This window comes from Actinokineospora fastidiosa (assembly GCF_014648415.1).
Classification (GTDB): Bacteria; Actinomycetota; Actinomycetes; order Mycobacteriales; family Pseudonocardiaceae; genus Actinokineospora; species Actinokineospora fastidiosa.
On record NZ_BMRB01000006.1, the window covers coordinates 76,857 to 97,834 of the forward strand.

At 73.4% G+C, this 20,978-nt stretch carries 19 protein-coding genes and 2 tRNA genes; 9 read left to right on the top strand and 12 right to left on the bottom strand.

Annotated elements, in window-relative coordinates; translation table 11 throughout:
* Window positions 1-31 precede the first annotated feature (31 nt).
* Complete coding sequence (locus tag IEY98_RS26530; protein WP_189213384.1) at window positions 32-1,219, top strand: MFS transporter; 1,188 nt, start codon at window positions 32-34, stop codon at window positions 1,217-1,219.
* 28 nt (window positions 1,220-1,247) lie between these two features.
* Here the strand turns inward: IEY98_RS26530 and rpmB are convergent, their stop codons facing one another.
* Window positions 1,248-1,439: a 50S ribosomal protein L28 gene (gene rpmB / locus IEY98_RS26535; RefSeq protein ID WP_189213385.1), complete on the bottom strand. Its 192-nt coding sequence runs from the start codon at window positions 1,437-1,439 to the stop codon at window positions 1,248-1,250.
* Window positions 1,440-1,570: 131 nt separating this feature from the next.
* On the opposite strand from rpmB, the gene fakA reads away from it, so the two are divergent.
* Window positions 1,571-3,193 (top strand): DAK2 domain-containing protein, encoded by a 1,623-nt coding sequence (gene fakA, locus IEY98_RS26540; RefSeq protein ID WP_189213598.1) that lies wholly within the window; start codon window positions 1,571-1,573, stop codon window positions 3,191-3,193.
* A gap of 1 nt (window position 3,194) precedes the next feature.
* On the opposite strand, the gene IEY98_RS26545 is transcribed toward fakA, so the two are convergent.
* Both IEY98_RS26545 and pdxR read right to left on the bottom strand, forming a co-directional pair.
* A complete protein-coding gene (locus tag IEY98_RS26545) occupies window positions 3,195-4,271 on the bottom strand; it encodes a D-alanine--D-alanine ligase family protein (protein ID WP_189213386.1) in 1,077 nt (358 codons plus the stop codon).
* Between the two features lie 110 nt (window positions 4,272-4,381).
* The gene (gene pdxR, locus IEY98_RS26550) at window positions 4,382-5,812 is read right to left on the bottom strand and encodes a MocR-like pyridoxine biosynthesis transcription factor PdxR (protein ID WP_189213387.1); all 1,431 of its coding nucleotides are present in this window, start codon (window positions 5,810-5,812) and stop codon (window positions 4,382-4,384) included.
* Window positions 5,813-5,881: 69 nt separating this feature from the next.
* Between pdxR and IEY98_RS26555 the strand changes: the two genes are divergently transcribed.
* Window positions 5,882-6,520 (top strand): pyridoxamine 5'-phosphate oxidase family protein, encoded by a 639-nt coding sequence (locus tag IEY98_RS26555; protein WP_189213388.1) that lies wholly within the window; start codon window positions 5,882-5,884, stop codon window positions 6,518-6,520.
* Here IEY98_RS26555 and IEY98_RS26560 read toward each other — a convergent pair.
* Window positions 6,507-6,935 carry a cysteine dioxygenase gene (locus IEY98_RS26560; protein WP_189213389.1) on the bottom strand — a complete coding sequence of 143 codons (429 nt, stop codon included), beginning with the start codon at window positions 6,933-6,935 and terminating at the stop codon, window positions 6,507-6,509. The two genes, IEY98_RS26555 and IEY98_RS26560, sit on opposite strands and share 14 nt — an antisense overlap.
* Window positions 6,936-7,186: 251 nt before the next feature.
* On the opposite strand from IEY98_RS26560, the gene IEY98_RS26565 reads away from it, so the two are divergent.
* Entirely contained in the window at window positions 7,187-7,786 is a 600-nt protein-coding gene (locus IEY98_RS26565; protein WP_189213390.1) for a sigma-70 family RNA polymerase sigma factor, read from the top strand.
* Window positions 7,783-8,520, top strand: coding sequence for an anti-sigma factor (locus tag IEY98_RS26570; protein WP_189213391.1), 738 nt, complete (start codon window positions 7,783-7,785; stop codon window positions 8,518-8,520). Before IEY98_RS26565 ends, IEY98_RS26570 begins: the two co-directional genes overlap by 4 nt.
* On the opposite strand, the gene IEY98_RS26575 is transcribed toward IEY98_RS26570, so the two are convergent.
* From IEY98_RS26575 to IEY98_RS26585, 3 genes are read right to left on the bottom strand one after another with little or no spacing between them, the layout of a single operon-like run.
* On the bottom strand, window positions 8,517-9,614 hold the full coding sequence (locus tag IEY98_RS26575) for a cystathionine gamma-lyase (RefSeq protein ID WP_189213392.1): 1,098 nt from the start codon (window positions 9,612-9,614) through the stop codon (window positions 8,517-8,519). The genes IEY98_RS26570 and IEY98_RS26575 overlap by 4 nt on opposite strands.
* On the bottom strand, window positions 9,614-10,612 hold the full coding sequence (locus IEY98_RS26580; protein ID WP_229787525.1) for an NAD(P)H-dependent glycerol-3-phosphate dehydrogenase: 999 nt from the start codon (window positions 10,610-10,612) through the stop codon (window positions 9,614-9,616). The genes IEY98_RS26575 and IEY98_RS26580 overlap by 1 nt, the downstream gene beginning before the upstream one ends.
* Window positions 10,609-11,328: a lysophospholipid acyltransferase family protein gene (locus IEY98_RS26585; RefSeq protein ID WP_189213393.1), complete on the bottom strand. Its 720-nt coding sequence runs from the start codon at window positions 11,326-11,328 to the stop codon at window positions 10,609-10,611. The genes IEY98_RS26580 and IEY98_RS26585 overlap by 4 nt, the downstream gene beginning before the upstream one ends.
* Before the next feature lie 91 nt (window positions 11,329-11,419).
* On the opposite strand from IEY98_RS26585, the gene cofC reads away from it, so the two are divergent.
* From cofC to IEY98_RS26600, 3 genes are read left to right on the top strand one after another with little or no spacing between them, the layout of a single operon-like run.
* Complete coding sequence (gene cofC / locus IEY98_RS26590; RefSeq protein ID WP_189213394.1) at window positions 11,420-12,013, top strand: 2-phospho-L-lactate guanylyltransferase; 594 nt, start codon at window positions 11,420-11,422, stop codon at window positions 12,011-12,013.
* 49 nt (window positions 12,014-12,062) lie between these two features.
* Complete coding sequence (locus IEY98_RS26595; protein WP_189213395.1) at window positions 12,063-14,225, top strand: RNA degradosome polyphosphate kinase; 2,163 nt, start codon at window positions 12,063-12,065, stop codon at window positions 14,223-14,225.
* Window positions 14,226-14,229: 4 nt separating this feature from the next.
* A complete protein-coding gene (locus IEY98_RS26600) occupies window positions 14,230-15,090 on the top strand; it encodes an NUDIX hydrolase (protein ID WP_189213396.1) in 861 nt (286 codons plus the stop codon).
* A 398-nt stretch (window positions 15,091-15,488) separates the two neighbouring features.
* Here IEY98_RS26600 and IEY98_RS26605 read toward each other — a convergent pair whose 3' ends face one another.
* The 3 genes from IEY98_RS26605 to leuC all read right to left on the bottom strand — a co-directional run bounded on the left by IEY98_RS26605 (window position 15,489) and on the right by leuC (window position 18,419).
* Window positions 15,489-16,154: an HU family DNA-binding protein gene (locus tag IEY98_RS26605; protein WP_189213397.1), complete on the bottom strand. Its 666-nt coding sequence runs from the start codon at window positions 16,152-16,154 to the stop codon at window positions 15,489-15,491.
* Window positions 16,155-16,401: 247 nt separating this feature from the next.
* On the bottom strand, window positions 16,402-17,004 hold the full coding sequence (leuD, locus tag IEY98_RS26610; protein WP_189213398.1) for a 3-isopropylmalate dehydratase small subunit: 603 nt from the start codon (window positions 17,002-17,004) through the stop codon (window positions 16,402-16,404).
* Between the two features lie 11 nt (window positions 17,005-17,015).
* Window positions 17,016-18,419, bottom strand: a complete 1,404-nt coding sequence (gene leuC, locus IEY98_RS26615) for a 3-isopropylmalate dehydratase large subunit (protein ID WP_189213399.1) — start codon at window positions 18,417-18,419, stop codon at window positions 17,016-17,018.
* A 64-nt stretch (window positions 18,420-18,483) separates the two neighbouring features.
* On the opposite strand from leuC, the gene IEY98_RS26620 reads away from it, so the two are divergent.
* Window positions 18,484-19,185, top strand: coding sequence for an IclR family transcriptional regulator (locus IEY98_RS26620; protein ID WP_189213400.1), 702 nt, complete (start codon window positions 18,484-18,486; stop codon window positions 19,183-19,185).
* A 1,501-nt stretch (window positions 19,186-20,686) separates the two neighbouring features.
* Here the strand turns inward: IEY98_RS26620 and IEY98_RS26625 are convergent.
* Both IEY98_RS26625 and IEY98_RS26630 read right to left on the bottom strand, forming a co-directional pair.
* Window positions 20,687-20,759 (bottom strand) — tRNA-Glu (locus IEY98_RS26625).
* A 73-nt stretch (window positions 20,760-20,832) separates the two neighbouring features.
* Window positions 20,833-20,904, bottom strand: a tRNA-Gln gene (locus IEY98_RS26630).
* Window positions 20,905-20,978 lie beyond the last annotated feature (74 nt).

Sequence of the window (20,978 nt, forward strand, 5' to 3'; positions counted from 1 at the left end):
ACGGGGGTTCCCGGGCGCTAGGTTGGCAGGGGTGCGGGGGACTCGGGATCTGGCGCTCGTGGCGAGCGGCGCCGCGGTGTCGCTGTTCGGGACCGCGATCACCCTGATCGTCCTCCTGTTGCACGTCAAGGACTTCGGCAGCTACGCCGTCGTGGGCGTGCTGATCGCGGAGTTCGTGCCGGTGTCGCTGGCCGCGCCGCTGGCGGGCCTGCTGGTGGACCGGCTGCCGAACCGCAGGCTGATGATCGCGGGCCAGCTGCTGCAGGCGGGCGCGGTCATCGTCGTCACGACCGTGCTGCACAGCCTGCCGCTCATCCTGGTCACGCTGGTGGTGCTCGGCTGCGGCACCGCCGTGGTGAACCCGGCGGCCGCGGCGCTGATCCCGGCGATCTGCGGCGAGGACCGCTCCGCGCGCGGCTACTCCTGGCTGGCCTTCGGGCGCGGCACGGGCATGCTGGCCGGGTCGGCGGCGGGCGGCCTGCTGGTCGCCGCGCTGGGCACGCGCGACGCGCTGCTCGTCGACGCGGGGACCTATCTGGCGCAGGCGGCGCTGCTGTCGTTCGTCCGCACCGAGCGCGATCCGCGCGGGCGGGAGCGGCAAACCGGGCGCGACGCGGCCACGGCTGGCCTGCGCCTGCTGGCCGCCGACCCGGTGCTGCGCGTCGCGACGGTCTGCCTGGCAGTGGCGTGCGTCGGGGTGATGTTCGCCGACGTGGCCACCGTGTTCTACGTGACCGGGGTGCTCGGCGGCGGCGCGGCCACCCTGGGCCTGCTGCACGCCTGCTGGATGCTCGGCGTGCTGACGGGCGCGCGGGTCGCCGTGCGGCTGACCAGCCAGCGCGCGCTGCTGCTGGGCCTCGGCACGGCCTGCGCGGTGATGGGCGTCGGGATGCTGATCCCCGCCGCGCTGCCGTTCACCGCGCTGGCGGCGCTCGGGTACATCGTCGGCGGGGCGGCCAACGGCGTGCAGAGCGTCACCAACCAGGGCATCGTGCGGGCGCGCAGCCCGGAACACCTGCGCGGGCGCGCGTTCGCGGCCGCGGGCGCGGTGCTGGTGGGCGCGAACGTGCTGGGGACCGTGCTGGGCGGGGCCGTCGTGGCGCTGATGGGCCCGCGTCAGACGTTCGTGCTCGCCGGGATCGCCACCCTCGCCGCGGGCGTGGCCGCGCTGCTGGCGCTGCGCGCGGTGGACACGACGAAAACGGCGCCGGTGACCTGAGTCACCGGCGCCGCCTGAAAGTCTGGGTTCAGCCCCGGACGACCTTGCCCGCCTTGATGCACGAGGTGCACACGTTCATCCGCTTCCGCTGGGAGATGCCCAGCTTGGCGTGGACGGTCTGGATGTTCGGGTTCCACCGGCGGTTGGTGCGCCGGTGGGAGTGCGAGACCGACTTGCCGAAGCCTGGCCCCTTGCCACAGACGTCGCACACGGCAGCCACGTCAGACACTCCTTCAAGGTTGCAGTACACAGGCTCGGGCGTGGCCCGAGCGGTCGTCCCAGGGTAGCCGGTCGATATTCCCGACTCCAAACCGGGGCTAGTCTGCCCCGGACGGAAGGGAGTCGGCGGTGCTGGAGGCGCTGGACGCGGGCGAGGTGCGCCGGTGGGCGGCGGCCTGCGTGGAGTCGCTGGACGCGCACCGGGCGCTGATCGACCGCATCAACGTCTTCCCGGTCGCCGATGGTGACACGGGCTCGAACCTCCTGCACACCCTGCGCGCGGCCCTGGAGGCCCTGCTGCGCGCCCCGTCTGCGGACCGCTCGACCGCGGGCGCGGCGCTGACCGTGCTGGCCAAGGGCGCGGTGACCGGCGCGCGCGGCAATTCCGGGGTCATCGCCTCGCAGTTGCTGCGCGGGATGGCCGAGGCGGCGTGGTCGGCCCCGGTGGTGGACGCGGGGGTGCTCGCGGCGGCGCTGGCCCAGGGGTCCCGGCGCGCCCACGCGGCGGTGTCCGAGCCCGCCCCGGGGACGATGCTGACCGTGCTGGCGGCAGCGGCGCGCGGGTCGGGCGACTCGCTGCACGACGTGGCGCTGAACGCGGCGCGGGCCGCGGCGGCCGCGCTGGACGAGACGCCCGCGCAGCTGCCCGTCCTGGCCGAGGCCGGGGTCGTCGACGCGGGCGGGCGCGGCGTGGTCGTGCTGCTCGACGCGCTGGTCGCGGTGATCGCCGGGGAGCCGGTGAGCACGACGGCGGCGCGCGTCGACGGCGTGCCCCGGCCGCCGGACACCGCGGTCGTCGCCGCCAGGGAGGGCGGGTCGGAGCTGTACGGGTACGAGGTGATGTACCTGCTGGAGGACGCGTCGGCCGAGAGCGCCGACCGGCTGCGGCGCGCGCTGGAGGACCTGGGCGACTCGGTGTCGGTGGCCGGGGACGGGGACGCGCTGTGGACCGTCCACGTGCACTGCAACGACATCGGCGGGGCCATCGAGGCGGGGATCGACGCGGGCAGGCCGAGGCGCATCCGGGTCGCGCGCTTCGCCGACGCGGTCCCCGACGGCCCGGCGCGGTACGTCCGGGAGCGGGCTGTGGTGGCGCCCGTGCGCGGGGACGACCTGGCGGACCTGTTCCTCGCCGAGGGGGTGGCGGTGCTGCGCGTCGACGACGGCCTGCCGCCGACGCCGTACGAGTTGTTGCAGGTCATCACCGGCACGGGCGCGGCACACGTGACCGTGCTGCCCGGCCATCCCGACCTGACGGCGACGGCCGACGAGGCGGCGGCGCGGGCGGTGGCCGCCGGGCAGGACGTGGTCGTGGTGCCGTGCGCGTCCCCGGTGCAGGCGCTGGCCGCCCTGGCGGTGCACGACCCGAGGCGGCGCGCCGGGGACGACGTCGTGGCGATGGCCGAGGCCGCGGCGGCGACCCGGCGCGGCGAGGTCGTGGTGGCCGACGCGGACGCGATCACCTGGATCGGGCCGTGCGCGCAAGGGGACGTGCTGGGCTTCGCCGACGGCGAGGTCGTGCTCATCGAGCCCGGCCCGGCGACCCCCGACGCGGTCTCCCGCGCGGCGGTGGGCGTGGTGGACCGGATGCTGGCGGCGGGCGGGGAACTCGTCACCGCGCTGCTGGGCGCGTCCGCGCCGGACACGCTGGCGGACGCGCTGGCCGAGCACCTGCGGCTGACCCGCCCGGAGGCCGACCTGGCCGTGCACCGGGCAGGCCAGGGCGACGCGGTGCTCGTCCTGGGGTTGGAGTAGGTCAGCGCAGCCCGGCGCCGCGGGCGATCGCGGTGTCGATCAGCGTGGACACCAGCGTCCGGTAGTCCACGCCGGTGACCGCCCACATCTTCGGGTAGGCCGAGGTGGGGGTGAACCCGGGCATGGTGTTGACCTCGTTGATGATCAGCGAGCCGTCCTCGGCGACGAAGAAGTCGACCCGGGCCAGCCCCTGGCAGTCCAGCGCCCGGAACGCGGCGACGGCCGTCGCGCGTACCCGCTCGGTGACGGCGTCGTCGAGCTTGGCGGGGATGTCGAGGTCGCCGACGTCGAGGTACTTGGCCTCGAAGTCGTACCAGTCGACGCCGTCGTTCAGCCTGATCTCGGCGGGCTGGGACGCCTCCACGCGGCCGTCCGGGTACTCCAGGACGGCGCACTCGACCTCGCGGCCCGCGATCGCGGCCTCGACGAGCACCTTGGGGTCAATGGTCCGCGCGTGCTCGACGGCGGCGGGCAGCGCTGCCCACTCGGTCACCTTGGTGATGCCGGTGGACGAGCCCGCGCGGGAGGGCTTGACGAAGACGGGCAGCCCCAGGTGCGCGCGCTCGTCGTCGGTGAGGTCGGCGCGCCCGCGGGGCAGGTCCACGTACCGCCCGATGGGCAGCGACTCGGCGGCGAGGACCTTCTTGGTGAACCCCTTGTCCATGGCGACGGCGCTGGCGAGCACGCCAGCGCCGACGTAGGGGAGGCCGACCATCTCCAGCAGCCCCTGGATGGTCCCGTCCTCGCCGTACGCGCCGTGCAGCACGGGGAAGACGACGTCGACGGAGGAGAGCACCTCCCCCTCCCGTCCCGGCTCCAACAGCACCAGCCCGTCGGCCGCGGCGGGCAACGTCAACGCGGTCCCCTCGGACACGCTGGGCAGGGTCCGCCCGGAGATCCGCAGCCGCTCAGGGTCGGACGGCCCGAGCACCCACCGCCCCGCGGGCGTGATCCCCACGGGCACGGCCTCGAACCGCTCGGGGTCGAGGTGGGTCAGCACACTCGCCGCGGACACGCAGGAGACCGCGTGCTCGGTGCTCTGCCCGCCGAAAACCACCGCAACCCTGATTTTGCCCATGAATCGGGACCCTACCCGGATGGCCCAACCCCCTGCCGACGACCGGCCCAGCACGGAAGGCATGCGGGAGGCCCGGGAACGCCGTCGGTTCGCGGGACAGGGCGTGCGGTTCAGAGAACCGCGGCGCGATCCGGGTTTTTCTCCGCACCCTTCCGCGCGGACTTCTCCGTCTCCCTGAACAGTTCCACCAGGACCGGCAGGGCCGCCCTCAGCTGCTCCCGCGAGCACGCCGCATATCCCAGTGCGAGGCCGAAGCGGAGGGCGCGGGCGTTGTGGTGGCGGGCCAGGCCGTCCAGGCGGAGGCCGCGGCGGGCGGCGCTGGCGATGAGGGCGCTCTCGGCGGCGGCCGTGGGCAACGGGATGACCAGGTGCGCGCCCGCGTCGTCGCCCAGGAAGGGGACTCCGCCCGCGGTGAGGGCGTCGACCAGCAGGGTGCGGCGCTCGGACATCTCGCGGCGGACCTTGCGCAGGTGGCGGCCCAGGTCGCCGTTGCGGGCGAGTTCGACCAGGACCAGCTGGCCCGCGGGCGACGGGCCGATGCCGGTGCGGTCGCGGTGTTCCAGGACGGCGGAGACGACCGGGGGCGGGGCGACCATCCAGCCCGCACCGAGGGTCGGGGTGAGGATCTTGCTGGTGGTTCCCAGGTGGACGACGACGTCCGAGGCCAGGGCCGCCAGCAGCGGCAGCGGCGCGACGTCGTAGCGCAGTTCGCCGTCGTAGTCGTCCTCGATCACCAGCCAGCCCGCCTGACGCGCGCGTTCCACCAGTTCCACGCGCCGCGCGGCGGACATGCGGCGGCCGAGCGGGTACTGGTGCGCAGGCGAGCAGTAGACCGCCCGCACCGCCGCCGGGAGCGCGTCGACCAGCAGGCCGTCGCCGTCGACCGGGGCCGGGATGACGCGCAGGCCCGCCGTGCGCATGGTCGCCACCGCGCGCTGGTAGCCGGGTTCCTCGACGGCCACCGTGTCGCCCCGGCGCAGGACGGCGGCGGCCAGCTCGGCGACCGCCGCGGTCGTGCCGCCGGTGGCCAGGACCGAGTCGCCGTCGTCCACGCGCAGACCGCGGTGGCGCAGCAGGTGTTCGGCCACGACCGCCCGGTACGCGGGCAGGCCCGCCCGTCGCGGGCCGGGCAGCGGGGCGGCCTCGGCGGCGCCGCGCCACGCCCGGCGCCAGGCCGCCCGGTCGATGCCGCCCGCCCACGGCGATCCCGGCGTCAGGTCCACGTCCGGCGCGGACAGCACGCCCACGCGCGGGCGACGCGGACGGGAGCGGGGCGACCCCGGCGGCGCGGTGGTGACGTACGTCCCCGACCCGTGCCGCCCGGCGATCCAGCCCTCGGCGTGCAGCTGCTCGTACGCCGCCGCCGTCACCGTCCGGCTGACGTCCAACTGCGCGGCGAGCGCCCGGGTCGACGGCAGCCGGTCGCCCGCGCGCAGCCGCCCGTCGGCGGCGGCGGCGCGCAGGGCGTCGGCCAGCTGGACGGCCAGCGGCGTGCCGGACGACCGGTCGACGCTCACCGGCAGCGCGGGGCTCTCCGCCACAAGTGGCCTCCTCGACTAACTCAGACGTGGCACTACCAGGATGCCACTCGACGGCACTACGGTCGACCCGTGACCGACCTGTCCCCCACCGACCGCAGCACGATCCGCCGCGGCAAGGCCCGCGCGGTGACCGACCGGGCCGTGCTCCACCGGATCCTGGACGCGGGCCTCGTCTGCCACCTCGCGGTGGTGCTCGACGGCGCCCCGCTGGTCCTGCCCACCGGATACGGCCGCGACGGCGACACCCTCTACCTGCACGGCTCGACCGGCGCCCGCAGCCTCCGCGAGGCCGACGAGGTCTGCGTCGCCGTCACCCTCCTCGACGGCGTCGTCTACTCCCGCTCGGTGTTCGACCACTCGATGAACTACCGCTCGGCGGTCATCCACGGCCGGGTCCGCGCGGTCACCGAACCCGAGGCGAAGCTGCACGCGCTGCGCGTGCTCACCGAGCACCTCGCCCCCGGCTCCTGGGACCACGCCCGCCGTCCCACCGACAAGGAGCTGGCCGCGACCCGCGTCCTCGGGCTCGACCTCACCGAGGCCGCCGTCAAGGTGCGCGAGGGCGGCCCGATGGACGAGGACGACGACATCGCCGCCGACGCCGTCTGGGCGGGCGTCCTGCCGATCACCCGGCAGTGGGGCGAGCCGGTGCCGTCCCCGGACCTGCGCGGCGACCACGCGGTCCCCGAGCACGTCAGGAGACGGTGAACCCGCCGCGCGGGGGCCGCTCGCCCCGGTAGACGTGGATCGACACCGCCGGGTCCGCCGAGTCGTTGCGGACCTGGTGGGCATACCCCGGGCCGAAGACGCGCGACTGACCGGCGGCCAGCGCGTGCTCGACGCCCCCGACCCGCTCGGTCAGGGTCCCGGTGACAACGGTGAGCGCGCCGCTGGCCCACCCGTGGTCGTGCAGGTCGGTGGCCTGCCCCGGCAGCCAGCTCAGCAGCCACACCTCCTGGTCGAGCGTCCGCTCGACCAAGGCGGCGAAGCGCTCGTCGGGGTCGTAGCGCAGCAGGTGCGCCCAGCGGGCGCGGTCGGCGGCCACCTGCCGGGCGATGAGCACCGGGTGCGCGGCGGCGGGGGTGCCGCCCAGGGCGACAGTGTTCGGGGGCACTGCGAACATGAGGGGTCTCTCTGGTGGTCGGATGAACGGACGCGGGGCGGTTCACCGACAGAGACAGAGCGCGCTGGCCGCCCGGCCGAGGTCGATGGGACCCCGCCGGTCGGAACCGATGCGCGTCAACACGGGTAGCAGGAAAGCAGACCCCGGGCGCGGTCGCAACGCGGTCCACCCGATGGGACACCAATCCGGGTGGGCCGCGCGGGCGAATGACAGAGTGCGACACATCCGCCGGACCTGACGGGAGCTGCACCATGGCCGAACGCGCGCGGAGGCTCTCCGGCGTGCCCGACACCCCCTCGGAGCCCGCGCCCGACCCCGCCGCCCTGCTGCACCGGGTGGCCAGGGGCGACGAGTCGGCGTTCGAGCGGCTCTACGACGCGGTGTCCGGCCCGGTGTTCGGCCTGGTGCGGCGGATCGTGCGGGACCCGGCGCAGTCGGAGGAGGTGACCCAGGAGGTGATGCTGGAGCTGTGGCGCACGGCCGCGCGCTACTCCCCCGACCGCGGGTCCGCGATGACCTGGGTTATGACGCTGGCGCACCGCCGCGCGGTCGACCGGGTGCGCTCGGCGCAGTCGGCCACCGACCGCGAGGACCGCGCCCACCGGCAGGAGGCCGCCCGCCCGTTCGACGAGGTCGCCGAGCAGGTGAGCACCCGCCTGGAGTACGAGCAGGTGCGCCGCTGCCTCGGCTCGCTGACCGAGTTGCAGCGCGAGTCCGTCGAGCTGGCGTACTACAAAGGACTGACCTACCGCGAGGTGTCCGAACTGCTGGGCACCCCGCTGGGAACCATCAAGACCCGCCTGCGCGACGGCCTCATCCGCATGCGCGACTGCCTGGGGGTGGCCCGATGACCAGCGCCGACATCCACGCGCTGACCGGCGCCTACGCCCTGAACGCGATCCCGGAGCCGGAGCGCGCGGCGTTCGAGCGCCATCTCGCCGAGTGCGGCGCCTGCGCGCAGGAGGTCGCGGAACTGCAGGCCACAGCCGCGCGGCTGGGCGAGGCCGTCGCCGAGTCGCCGCCCCCGGCCATGAAGGCGGCGGTGATGGCCCGCATCCGCGACATCCGCCAGCTGCCCCCGGTCGGCTCGGACGGCGCTGCCGCCCCACCCGCCCGCTCGCCGTGGCCGGTGCGCATCCTGGGCATGGCCGCCGCGGTGCTGTTGGTGGTGTCGGTGTCGTTGGGCGTCGTGCTCTACCAGACGCGCGCGGACCTCGCGGACACCCGCGCGCAGGCGGCCGTGATGTCGGAGATCCTGTCGGCGGGCGACGCCGAGCTGGTGACCGGCGCGGTGGACGGCCTGTCCGGCACGGTCGTCTACTCCCGGGAGCGCGGCGACATCCTGCTGCTCGCCGACGGCGTCCCGGCCGCGCCCGAGGGGAAGACCTACCAGGTCTGGCTGATGGGCGGGCGGACGCCGTTCCACTCCGTCGGTCTGGTCACCCCGGACGGCCGGGGCCGCGCGGCGATCGTCGACACCACCGGGGAGGTCGCGAGCGCCACCAACGTGGGCATCACGATCGAGCCGGAGGGCGGCTCGGCGGCGCCGTCGACCGAGCCGATCATGCAGATGGACCTGTCCTAGCCGAGCGCGGCGAGGACGTCGGCGACCAGGTCGTCGGGGTCCTCGCAGCCGCAGGAGATCCGCAGCAGGCCGGGCGGCACGGCGTCACCCCAGCGCTCGCGGCGGTCGGCTGTGGTGTGCAGGCCGCCGAAGCTCGTGGCCGAGGCGATGAGCGCCGACCGCTCGACGAACTCGGCGGCGGCCTCGGCCGACTCCAGCTCGATAGTGAGCACGCCGCCGAAGCGGCGCATCTGCCGGACCGCGACGGCGTGCGCCGGGTCGTCGGGGCTGCCGGGCCAACGCAGCCGCCTGACCCGTGGGTGGCCGCGCAGCGCGGCGTGCAGGGCGGCGGCGTTCTCGGCCTGGCGGGCCAGGCGCAGGTCGAGCGTGCCCAGCCCGCGCAACGCCAACCAGGTCTCGAAGGGGCCGGGGATCGCGCCGGAGGTGGTCCGCTCGGCCAGCAGGCGCGCCGCCCACTCCGGCGACGCCGCGGTGATGTGGCCGAGCACGACGTCACTGTGCCCGGCGAGCGCCTTGGTGTCGCTGGCGACGACGAAGTCCGCCCCGAACTCCAGCGGCCGCTGGCCCAGCGGGGTCGCGGTGGTGTTGTCCACCGCCACAAGCGCTCCCGCGGCATGCGCCCGCTCGACGACGGCGGCGATGTCGCAGACGTCGAGCCCGGGGTTGGAGGGGGTCTCGATGAGGACCAACCGCACCCCGGCGAAGTCCGCATCGGCGAGGTTCCCCCGCGCGTCAGGGGGAGTTGTCGGCAGTTCGCGGACTGCGAGGGTCAGGAAGTCGTGGGTGTAGCGGCGGGCGAGGTAATAGCCGTCCGACGGGACCACGACGGTGTCGCCGGGGGTCGTGACCGTGCGGAGCAAGGCCGAGATCGCGGCCATTCCGGAGGGGTAGACCAGGCAGTCGCCGCCGTCGAGGTCGCCGATGGCCGACTCCAGCGCGCGCCAGGTCGGGTTTCCGGCGCGGCCGTAGAAGTCCGCAGTGGGGCCGTCGGCCAGGTGGAACTGGGAGGCCATGACCAGTTGCGGCGGGACGGGGGCGCCGGGGGTCTCCTCGGGCAGCCCGGCCCGCACGCAGCGGGTGCCGTCTCCGGTCATCATCGCTCCGGTTTCGTCTTGCGGCCGATGAGCTCGCCCGCCATCTCGCCGGGGTGGAAGCCGTCGTGGCAGACGCGGTGGACGACCTCGGTGATCGGCATCTCGACGCCGTGGCGGGCGGCGAGCTCGCGGATCGGCGAGCACGACTTCACGCCCTCGGCGACCTGCCCGTGCTGGGCGGCCTGCGCCTGGGCCACCGTCTCGCCGCGGCCCAGCCGCTCGCCGAACGTGCGGTTGCGCGACAACGGCGACGAGCACGTCGCCACGAGGTCGCCCAGCCCGGCGAGGCCGCTGAGGGTCATCGGGTCGGCGCCGAGCGCCGCGCCGAGGCGGGCGGTCTCGGCCAGCCCCCGGGTGATCAGCGTGGCCAGGGTGTTCGCGCCGAACCCCAGCCCCGCCGCCATGCCGCAGGACAGCGCGATGACGTTCTTGCACGCCCCGCCGATCTCGCAGCCCACCACGTCGGTGATGGTGTACGGGCGGAAGTAGCCGTTGGTGCACATTCGCTGCAGCGCCACGGCCCGGTCGTGGTCCTGGCAGGCGATGACGGTCGCCGTCGGCTGCTCGGCAGCGATCTCCTTGGCCAGGTTCGGCCCCGAGACCACCGCGATCCGGTCCTGGCCGACGCCCGCGACGTCGGCGACGACCTCGCTCATCCGGCGCAGCGTGCCCAGCTCGATCCCCTTGGCCAGGCTCACCAGTGTCGCGTCCGGGTGCAGCAGGCCCCGCCACGCCGTCAGGTTGTGCCGCAGCGACTGGCTGGGCACCGCGAGCACCACCGTCGTCGCGCCGTCCAGCGCCTCCCGGGGGTCCGATGTGGAGCGCAGCCGGTCGGGCAGCCGGACGCCGGGCAGGTACTCGGCGTTCTCCCGGTCGGTGGCGATGGCCTCGGCGAGGTCGCGGCGGCGGGCCCACAGCAGGACGTCCTGCCCGGAGTCGGCGAGCACCTTGGCGAAGGTCGTCCCCCACGACCCCGCGCCGAGCACGGTGACGGTCACTGCTCGGCCTCGCGGCGCGCCCCCGCGCTGTAGAACTCCGCGGGCGCCGGCTCGTCGCGGATGTCGGCCAGCAGGTCGCGCACGCGGGTCATCAGCAGGTCGGTGACCTCGCGCAGCACCTGGTTGGTCACCGGCTGCCCGCGGTAGGCCGAGAGGTCCACGGGGTCGCCGACGACGGTCCAGACCCGCTTGCGCGGGAACGGGCGGAACTTCTTGGAGTAGCCGTTCCAGATGTCGTTGGTCCCCCATCGGGCAGCGGGCAGCACCGGCACGTCGTTCTCCAGCGCCAGGCGGGCCACGCCGGTGCGGGCGCGCATCGGCCAGCCGGTCGGGTCCTTGGTGATGGTGCCCTCGGGGTAGATGACGACGAGCTTGCCCTCGCGCAGCGCGGCGTGCGCGGCCTTGAGGCTGTCGGCGGCGCTCGTGCTGCCCCGGTACACCGGGATGCCGCCGGACCCGGCCAGGATGCGGCCGAACACGGGCACCTTGAACAGGCTGTCCTTCGCCATGAACCGCGGCACCCGCCGGTTGCGGTGCACGAAGACGGCGTCGTTGGGCGGGTCCAGGTGGGACACGTGGTTCATCACCAGCAGCGCGCCGCCGGTCGCCGGGATCTTCTCCGCGCCCCGGTAGGTGCGCTTGCCCAGCCAGCTCAGCGGGTAGAAGATCGATGCGGCCGCCAACACCCAGAAGCCGCTCTTCTCGCGCTTGCCCACCCCGGTCCTCCTCTTCGTCGGTGCTGAGGTGAGAGTCTGGCTTGCGCCCGCGCTGGGGGTCCAGACGGGGTGGCTGGCAGGATCGCGAAGCATGGTCGACATCGTGATCCCGGTGAAGCACCTGGACCGGGCGAAGTCGCGGCTGCGGGGCGCGCACCCCGACCACCGCGCGCTCGTCCTCGCCGTGGTCAGGGACACGGTCACGGCCGCGGTCGCGGCGAGCGCCGTGCGCACCGTGCTGGTGGTGTGCGAGGACGAGCGGGTGGTCGAGGGGCTGGCGGGCACCGGGGCGGAGTGCGTCGACGAGCGCGGCCTGCCCGGCCTCAACGCCACGCTGCGCTTCGGCGCGCGACTGCTGCGGGAGCGCGACCCGGACTCCGTCGTGGCCGCGCTGCAGGCCGACCTGCCCGCGCTGCGCCCCGGGGACCTCGACGCCGCCATCGCCGAGGCGGCGGGCAGGCGCGCGTTCGTCCCCGATCACGAGGGCACCGGCACGGTGTTGCTCCTCTCGGCCCCCGGCGGTCCGCTGATGCCGCGCTTCGGCGTCGGCTCGGCCGCCCGGCACGCCGAGACCGCCGTCGCGGTGGGCGTCCACCTGGCCGCGCTGCGCCACGACGTCGACACCCCCGCCGACCTCGCCGCGGCCGCCGCGCTGGGTGTCGGTCGCCACACCGCCGCCCTCTGACCTGAGAATTCACACTCTTGGTGGGCTTTCGCCGCGTTGGTGGCGCAGAATGCGAAACGTGAGCACGGATCGCACCGCCGCCCCAGGACCCGACGCGCCCGAACCCCGTGGCGTGCCCGCCGCGCCACCGGCCGCCACCCGCGCCCAGGTGCCCACCGACCTGCCGGACGACCGCTACCTCAACCGGGAACTGTCCTGGTTGGACTTCAACGCCCGGGTGCTGGCGCTGGCCGAGGACGCCTCCCAGCCGCTGCTCGAACGGGCGAAGTTCCTGGCGATCTTCGCATCCAACCTCGACGAGTTCTACATGGTGCGCGTCGCCGGGCTGAAGCGCCGGATGGAGACCGGGCTCTCGGTGCGCAGCGCCGACGGGATGACCCCGCGCGAGCAGCTGGCCTGGATCGCCAAGCGCAACCAGGAGCTGGTGGAGCAGCACGCCAGGGCCTTCGCCGAGCACGTGCGCCCGGAACTGGCCGCCCACGGCATCCGGATCGCCACCTGGGGCGAGCTGACCACCGAGCAGAGCACCCGCATGTCGGTGTACTTCCGGGACCAGGTCTTCCCGGTGCTCACCCCGCTGGCCTTCGACCCGGCCCACCCCTTCCCCTACATCTCCGGCCTGTCGCTGAACCTGGCCGTCACCGTGCGGAACCCGGACGAGGGCCCGCCGCGCTTCGCCAGGGTCAAGGTGCCCGACAACGTGCCCCGGCTGGTCCCGGTCGACCGCAGCCCCGACGAGCGCACCGCGGTGTTCCTGCCGCTGGAGGAGCTCATCGCCGCGCACCTCGGGATGCTGTTCACCGGCATGGAGATCATCGAGGTGCACGCCTTCCGGGTCACCCGCAACGCCGACCTCGAGGTGGAGGAGGACCGCGACGAGGACCTCCTCAAGGCGCTCGAACGCGAGCTGGCGCAGCGGCGGTTCGGCCCGCCGGTGCGGCTGGAGGTCGCCGACGACATGAGCGACCACATGCTGGAGCTGCTGCTGCGCGAGATGGACGTGCACGAGAACGACGTCGTCGTCGTGCGCGACCTGCTGGACCTGTCGTGCCTGTGGGGCATCTACGCCGTCGACCGCAAGGAGCTGAAGGACCCGCCGTTCGTCCCCGCGACGCACCCGGCCTTCGCCGAGGGCGAGACGCCCAAGAGCGTGTTCGCCCGGCTGCGCGAGGGCGACGTCCTCGTGCACCACCCGTACCACTCGTTCTCCACGAGCGTGCAGCGGTTCATCGAGCAGGCAGCCGCCGACCCGCACGTGCTGGCCATCAAGCAGACGCTCTACCGCACCTCCGGCGACTCGCCCATCGTGGACGCGCTCATCGACGCGGCGGGCGAGGGCAAGCAGGTGGTGGCGCTGGTGGAACTCAAGGCGCGCTTCGACGAGCAGGCCAACATCAAGTGGGCGCGGACGCTGGAGAAGGCGGGCGTGCACGTCGTCTACGGGCTCGTCGGGCTCAAGACGCACTGCAAGACCGCGCTGGTGGTGCGCCAGGAGGGCTCGACGATCCGGCGCTACTGCCACATCGGCACCGGCAACTACAACCCGAAGACGGCCCGGCTGTACGAGGACATCGGCCTGCTGACCGCGGAGCCCGCGATCGGCGCCGACCTCACCGACCTGTTCAACGTCCTCACCGGCTACGCCCGCCAGGACCACTACCGCAGCCTGCTCGTCGCCCCGCACGGCGTCCGGCGCGGCATCATCGAGCGCATCGACGCCGAGATCGAGCACGCCCGCGCCGGGCGGCCCGCCGGGGTGCGGATGAAGGTGAACTCCCTGGTGGACGAGCAGGTCATCGACGCGCTCTACCGGGCGTCGCAGCACGGCGTCCCGGTCGAGGTGGTCGTGCGCGGGATCTGCGCGCTGAAGCCGGGCATCCCGGGGCTGTCGGAGAACATCCGGGTGCGCTCGATCCTGGGCCGGTTCCTGGAGCACTCCCGCACGGTGTGGTTCGTCGGGGCGGACGAGCACTGGATCGGCAGCGCGGACATGATGCACCGCAACCTCGACCGGCGGGTGGAGGTGATGGTCAGGGTGACCGACCCGGCGCTGACCGCGCAGCTGGCGCGCGTCTTCGAGTCGGCGATGGACCCGGCCACCCGCTGCTGGGTGCTGTCGGGCAACGGCGACTGGACGGCCTCGCCCGCCGACAGCGAGAACGTGCGCGACCACCAGACCGAGATGCTGCTCCGCCTGCGGTCCAGGGACTGAGCCGATGGCGATCGCAGCGGCGGGCGCGGTGCTGTGGCGTCCGGCTCCCGGCGGCGTCGAGGTGGCGGTGGCGCACCGTCCGCGCTATGACGACTGGAGCTTGCCCAAGGGCAAACTCGACCCGGGCGAGACCATCCACCGCGCGGCGGTGCGGGAGGTGTTCGAGGAGACGGGTCACCGCGCCGTCCTGGGCCGCCACCTGGGTCAGGTCGCGTATCGGGTGGGGCGTTCGGACAAGACGGTGGACTACTTCGCCGCCCGCGCGGTCTCCGGCTCCTTCGTCAGCAACGAGGAGGTGGACGAGCTCGTCTGGCTGCCCATCCCCGACGCGGCGGGGCTGCTGACCTACCACCACGACCGCGACGTCCTCGCCGCGTTCGCCGTGGCGCCGCTGGCGACGACGCTGCTGCTCGTGCGCCACGCCCACGCGGGCGACCGCTCCGAGTGGGACGGGCCGGACGAACTGCGCCCGCTGTCGGCGAAGGGCCACGCCCAGGTCGCCGCCCTGATGGAGTTCCTCCCCCTCTTCGGGCCGACCCGCGTCCACTCGGTGCCGAACGTCCGCTGCGAGGACACGGTGCGCCCCCTGGCCGAGCGGCTGGGCTGTCCGGTGACGCCCGAGAAGGGCCTCGGCGAGGCGGGGTACCAGGCCGCGCCGGAAGCCGCCCACAGCCGCCTGCTGACCATCGCGGCGGGCCCGGGCACGGCGGTGGTGTGCAGCCAGGGCGGCGTCATCCCCAGCCTCCTCGACGCGCTGGGGGCGGAGTCCGGAGTGGAGGGGCACCGCGCCCGCAAGGGCAGCGTCTGGGTGCTCAGCCTGGACGGCGACAAGCTGGTGGGGGCGGATTACGTGGCCCGCCCGTAGCCTGCGGCAAGGGCGGAATCGGGGGCGCGGCGAAAGCCAGGACGCTGAGCGATAAAGGGGGCCGCGTCGCCCGCACCCGGACCGAGAGGCGCTCTCGGCCCGACACACAATGCCCACCGCGGTCGAATGGCCCCTATCGCGGCCGGGCGGGCCCGAGTGGTCCGATCCGGCGCCTAAGCACCCGACAGAGCAAGTCCCGAGACAATGCAGGCCGCTGCGGCACGCCCTCGGTAAGTGGTCCCGATCCGGCTTCCGCTTCCGCATTGAGCAAGCGCCGAGAGGACACCGGTCGCCGGTGCCCTAGCGCCGGTGAACGGCCGAGAGCCCCGCACGTGGCCTGCGTGCGGGGCTCTCGCGAACTGGCGTCCGGGGCTTGCCGGACCGACCACCTCGTGGGCTTACTTCTTGGCGGCAGAGGTCCGCTTGGTGGTCCGGGTGGTGGTCTTCGCCGCCGCGGACGTCTTCTTCGCAGGCGTCGCCTTGGCGGTGGTCGCCTTGGCCGTGGTCGCCTTGGCGCGGGCCGGGGCCTTGGCCGCCGTGGTGGCCTTCGTCGCCTTGGTGGCCGTGGTCTTCGCCGCCGTCGTCTTGGCGGGCGCCTTGGCCGCGGTGGAGCGGGTGGCGCGCGCCGTCGTCGTCTTGGCGGCGGCGGGCTTCGCGGCCGCGGCGCGGGTCCGCGTGGTGGTGCTGCGGGTGGTGGCGGCCTTGGTGGCCGTGCCCGCAGCGGCGCGGGTGCCGGTCGCGGCGGTGCCGCGGGCGCCGGTCTTGGTGGCGGCCACCTTGGGCAGCTTCTTCGCCCCGCTGACGACCTCCTTGAACATCGTGCCCGCGCGGAAGGCGGGAACGTTGGTCTTCTTCACCTTCACGGTCTCGCCCGTGCGGGGGTTGCGGGCGGTGCGAGCGGCGCGGGCGCGCTTCTCGAAGACGCCGAACCCGGTGATGTTGACCTTCTCGCCCTTGTTGACCGTGCGAACGATCACGTCGACGAGACCGTCGACCGCAGCGCCTGCGGCCTTCTTGTCGCCCAGCCGCTCCGTAAGCGCCTCGATGAGTTGGGCCTTGTTCACGCTTCAGTCCTCCGTTGAGACCACACTGCAGTTACGGCCCATGGGCCGACCTTCACGTCACCGTATTCCTTTGGACGCGCAATTTCCACGCGACGCGCCCTAATTTTTCCTTGAACCGCCCGAGGTTCGCCAACCGGGGGGGTGGTTCGGGGCTCTTAGGGGGTCGCGTGGAGCGGGTGTGGAGCTATTCGGGAGGGGGCGGGGGCCGGATTCCCCGGCGTGGCCGCGGGGTTCCGGCCCCCGGCGTTCAGGACGCCGAAACCGGCGTCGTCACCGGCTTCCACTTGGGCCTGGCCTGCTCAAACGCGTCGACGGCCGCCTCGTGGCGCAGGGTCAGGGCGATGTCGTCGAGCCCTTCCAAGAGCCGCCAACGGGTGTAGTCGTCGATGCGGAAGCGCGCGGTGAAGTCCTTGGCCGTGACGGTCTTCTCCGCGAGGTCCACGGTGACCTCCGTCCCCGGCTCGGCCTCCAGCAGCTTCCACAACAGTTCGATGTCGGTCTGGTCGAGCTCGGCGGCCAGCAGGCCCGCCTTGCCCGCGTTCCCGCGGAAGATGTCGGCGAACCGGGCGGAGAGCACCACCCGGAAGCCGTAGTCCGACAGCGCCCACACGGCGTGCTCCCGGGAGGAGCCGGTGCCGAAGTCGGGCCCGGCGACGAGCACGCTGCCCGACCGGTAGGGCTCGGCGTTGAGCACGAAGTGCTCGTCGCCCCGCCACGCGGCGAACAGGCCGTCCTCGAAGCCGGTCCGGGTGACCCGCTTGAGGTAGACCGCCGGGATGATCTGGTCGGTGTCCACGTTGGACCGGCGCAGGGGCACGCCGACGCCGGTGTGGCTGGTGAACGGCTCCATGAGGGTCCCTCTCAGTTCAGGTCGGCCGGGGAGGACAGGGTGCCCCGGACCGCGGTCGCGGCGGCCACCAGCGGGGACACCAGGTGGGTGCGCCCGCCCTTGCCCTGCCTGCCCTCGAAGTTGCGGTTCGATGTGGACGCGCTGCGCTCGCCGGGGGCCAGCTGGTCGGGGTTCATGCCCAGACACATGGAGCAGCCCGCCTGCCGCCATTCGGCGCCCGCCTCGGTGAAGACCCGGTCCAGCCCCTCGGCCTCGGCCTGGGCGCGCACGCGCATGGACCCGGGCACGACCAGCATCCGCACGCCGTCGGCGACGCGGTGGCCCCGCAGGACGTCGGCGGCGGCGCGGAGGTCCTCGATGCGCCCGTTGGTGCACGAGCCGAGGAAGACCGTGTCGACGGTCACCTCGCGCAGCGGGGTACCCGGCGTCAGTCCCATGTACGCCAGCGCCTTCTCCGCGGCGATCCGGTCGGTCTCCTCGGCGAAGGACTCCGGGTCCGGCACGGCGGCCGACAGCGGCAGCCCCTGGCCCGGGTTGGTGCCCCAGGTCACGAACGGCGCGAGCGCGGCGGCGTCGATGACGACCTCGGCGTCGAACTCGGCGTCGGGGTCCGTGCGCAGTTCCCGCCACGCCTCGACGGCGGCGTCCCAGTCGGCGCCCTTGGGCGCGTGCGGGCGGTCCTTGAGGTAGGCGAAGGTGGTCTCGTCGGGGGCGATCATCCCGGCGCGCGCGCCCGCCTCGATGGACATGTTGCAGATGGTCATCCGCGCTTCCATGGACAGCGCCTCGATGGCCTCGCCCCGGTACTCCAGCACGTAGCCCTGCCCGCCGCCGGTGCCGATGCGGGCGATGACGGCGAGGATGAGGTCCTTGGCCGTGACCCCGGCGGGCAGGTCGCCGACGACGGTGATCGCCATGGTCTTGAAAGGACGCAGCGGCAGCGTCTGGGTGGCGAGCACGTGCTCGACCTCGGAGGTGCCGATGCCGAACGCGAGCGCGCCGAACGCGCCGTGGGTCGAGGTGTGGCTGTCGCCGCAGACGACCGTCATGCCCGGCTGGGTGAGGCCGAGCTGCGGGCCCACGACGTGCACGATGCCCTGCTCGGCGTCGCCCATCGGGTGCAGCCGGACGCCGAACTCCGCGCAGTTGCGGCGCAGCGTCTCGACCTGCGTGCGGGAGACCGGGTCGGCGATCGGGAGGTCGATCCCGATGGTCGGGACGTTGTGGTCCTCGGTGGCGATGGTGAGGTCGGGCCTGCGCACCGGCCGGTTCGCCAGCCGCAGCCCGTCGAAGGCCTGCGGGCTGGTCACCTCGTGGATGAGGTGCAGGTCGATGTAGAGCAGGTCCGGCTCGGCGCCGTCGCCCCGGCGCACGACGTGCTGGTCCCAGACTTTCTCGGCGAGCGTCTTACCCATCGCTCATCACCATCAGCTTCCCACTTGCTGGACATCCCATATGACGGGAAAGTAGTATCGAGACGTGGGACAGCATAGCGGCATCGGCGTTCTGGACAAGGCGATGGCGGTTCTGCAGGCCGTGGCGAAGGAGCCGTGCGGCCTCGCGGAGCTGTGCAGCAAGACGGGCCTGCCCCGCGCGACGGCCCATCGCCTGGCGGTAGGACTGGAGGTCCACCGCCTGCTCCGCCGCGGCTCCGACGGCCGCTGGCGGCCGGGGACCGCGCTCGCGGAACTGGCGGGCGGGGCCACCGACCCCCTGCTCGACGCCGCCGCGGCCGTGCTGCCGAGGCTGCGCGACCGCACGGGCGAGAGCGTGCAGCTCTACCGCAGGGATGGTCTGTACCGCATCTGCATCAGCTCGGCGGAGCCGCCGAGCGGCCTGCGCGACACCGTCCCGGTGGGCGCCCGGCTGCCGATGACGGCGGGCTCGGGCGCGAAGGTCCTTGCCGCGTGGGCGGATCCGGCCACCCAGCGCAGCCTGCTGCAGGAGGCGGTGTTCGGAGAGCGGGCGCTGCTGGAGGTCCGCAGGCGCGGCTGGGCCCAGAGCGTCGCCGAACGCGAACCCGGCGTGGCCAGCGTCTCAGCCCCGGTCCGCGACACCGGGGGCGTCGTCGTGGCCGCGGTCTCGGTGTCCGGCCCCATCGACCGCATGGGCCGCCGCCCCGGCGCCCGCTGGGCAGCCGACCTCCTAGCCGCCGCAGACGCCCTACAGAACCGCCTCTGAGGCCAGGCCGGCAGCCGTCGGCAAGGGTTCACAGAAATGGCGCGTGGGTGGCCCAGCCGGGACCGATTCGATGAAGCGGACCGACGATCAGGTTCGCCGACGGCCAGCCCAGCGACGCCCCCGCCCACCGACCCAGTCCGATGGGGAGCAGACGCAGCAGACGAGCCGAATGATTCGCACCACCCGGCCCGAACGAGGCGAACCCCCACCACCAGCACGAGCCGGTGCGCCAGGAGCAAAGGCCCACCCGACCAGCAAACCCGGCCCGCTGCGAGCAACGCCCGACCCAAGAAGGGCCAGGCAAACCGCCTCCCTGGGGCAGGTGGGCTCGCCCGGTTCGCCGGGATGACCCGTTCCGACACGGTCGCCCGGTTGGACAGGACAGGCCGATTCCATCGGCTCACCCGGTTGAGAGGAATCCGTCGGTTCGACGGGTGAGCCCGGTCCCGTGGATGGCCCGGTTCGCCAGGGGCAGGTCCCGTGGGATCGGTCCGTTGTGCGGGACAGGACGGTCCGGCGGGACCAGTCGGGTCCGGCGAGTGAGCCCGGTCCCGTGGATGGCCCGGTTCGACAGCGGCAGGTCCCGTCGGATCAGTCCGTTCCGCGGGACAGGACGGTCCGGCACGATCGGACAGGCCCGGCGGCTGGGCTCGGTTCGGCAAGGCCAACGCTGCGGCGGCTGGCTGGGTCCGTGGGACCGGCCGGCCCCGTGGAACAAGCCGGTTCCGCACGGCAGGTCGATTCGTGAGATGGGCCGGTTCCGCAGGGCAGGCCGATTCGACGGGACCAGTCGGTTCGACGGGTGGTCCGGGATCCGTGGGATCAGTCGCTGGCCGACAGCGGGATGTCCAGGCCCTACCCCAGCCCATCGGTGAGGCTGTGGAGACGGACGGCGCGCAGGACGCGGTCGAGGCCGTCAGGCCCGTGAGGCGGTCGCTCCGCAGGGAGCGACCGGTTCCCCCGGGGCAGTCGTTTCGCGTAGAAGGACCAACCCACAGGACGAGCTCGCTTCAGTGCGACGGACCGTGGGTTGGAACAGACCGGTCCGGTCGGGACAGTTCCTCGACTCACCCACGGTCAGCCCGCTTCGGCAACGTCACCCGGGACAGTCCGCCGGGAACGATCCCGCCCGAGACCGACCACCGAATAGGCGCGGGGCCAGCAGGGCAGAGACCGGTGTGGGCGGGTTTGGGGAATGTGGGCGGTGGTGGCAGGGTCGCTTTGCGGTGGCTGTGACTGTGGTTACGGGGTCAGCTCGCTGTCAGCTTCTAGGCCGGTTTGACAACCCGCCCGCACACCGACCCGACCACACCCCAACCCGACCACACCCCCACACCCCAACCTAACCACGCTGGGTCGAGACCTACCGCACTCCCCCAACCCGACCACGCTGGGTCGAGACCTACCGCACCGTGGGGGTGTGGGGGCTCGGCCCCCACATGCAATAACGGAAAGATCCCTGTCACCGCTTTCCGGTGACAGGGATCTCCCAATCTTTACGTAGCCCCGACGGGATTTGAACCCGCGCTACCGCCTTGAGAGGGCGGCGTCCTAGGCCGCTAGACGACGGGGCCGTGGACTTTCATTCAGTTGGTCTTGCTCTCTTGCTGGCTGGAAGCTTACCAGAGGGCTTCTGGAGGCTTTCCGCTGGGGTACCAGGACTCGAACCTAGACTAACTGAACCAGAATCAGTCGTGCTGCCAATTACACCATACCCCAATGACCTCGCCCTGACCCGGCAGCTTGCGCTGTTCGGCCCGGCGCGTTGTCATGGAAGATGTTAGACCACGACC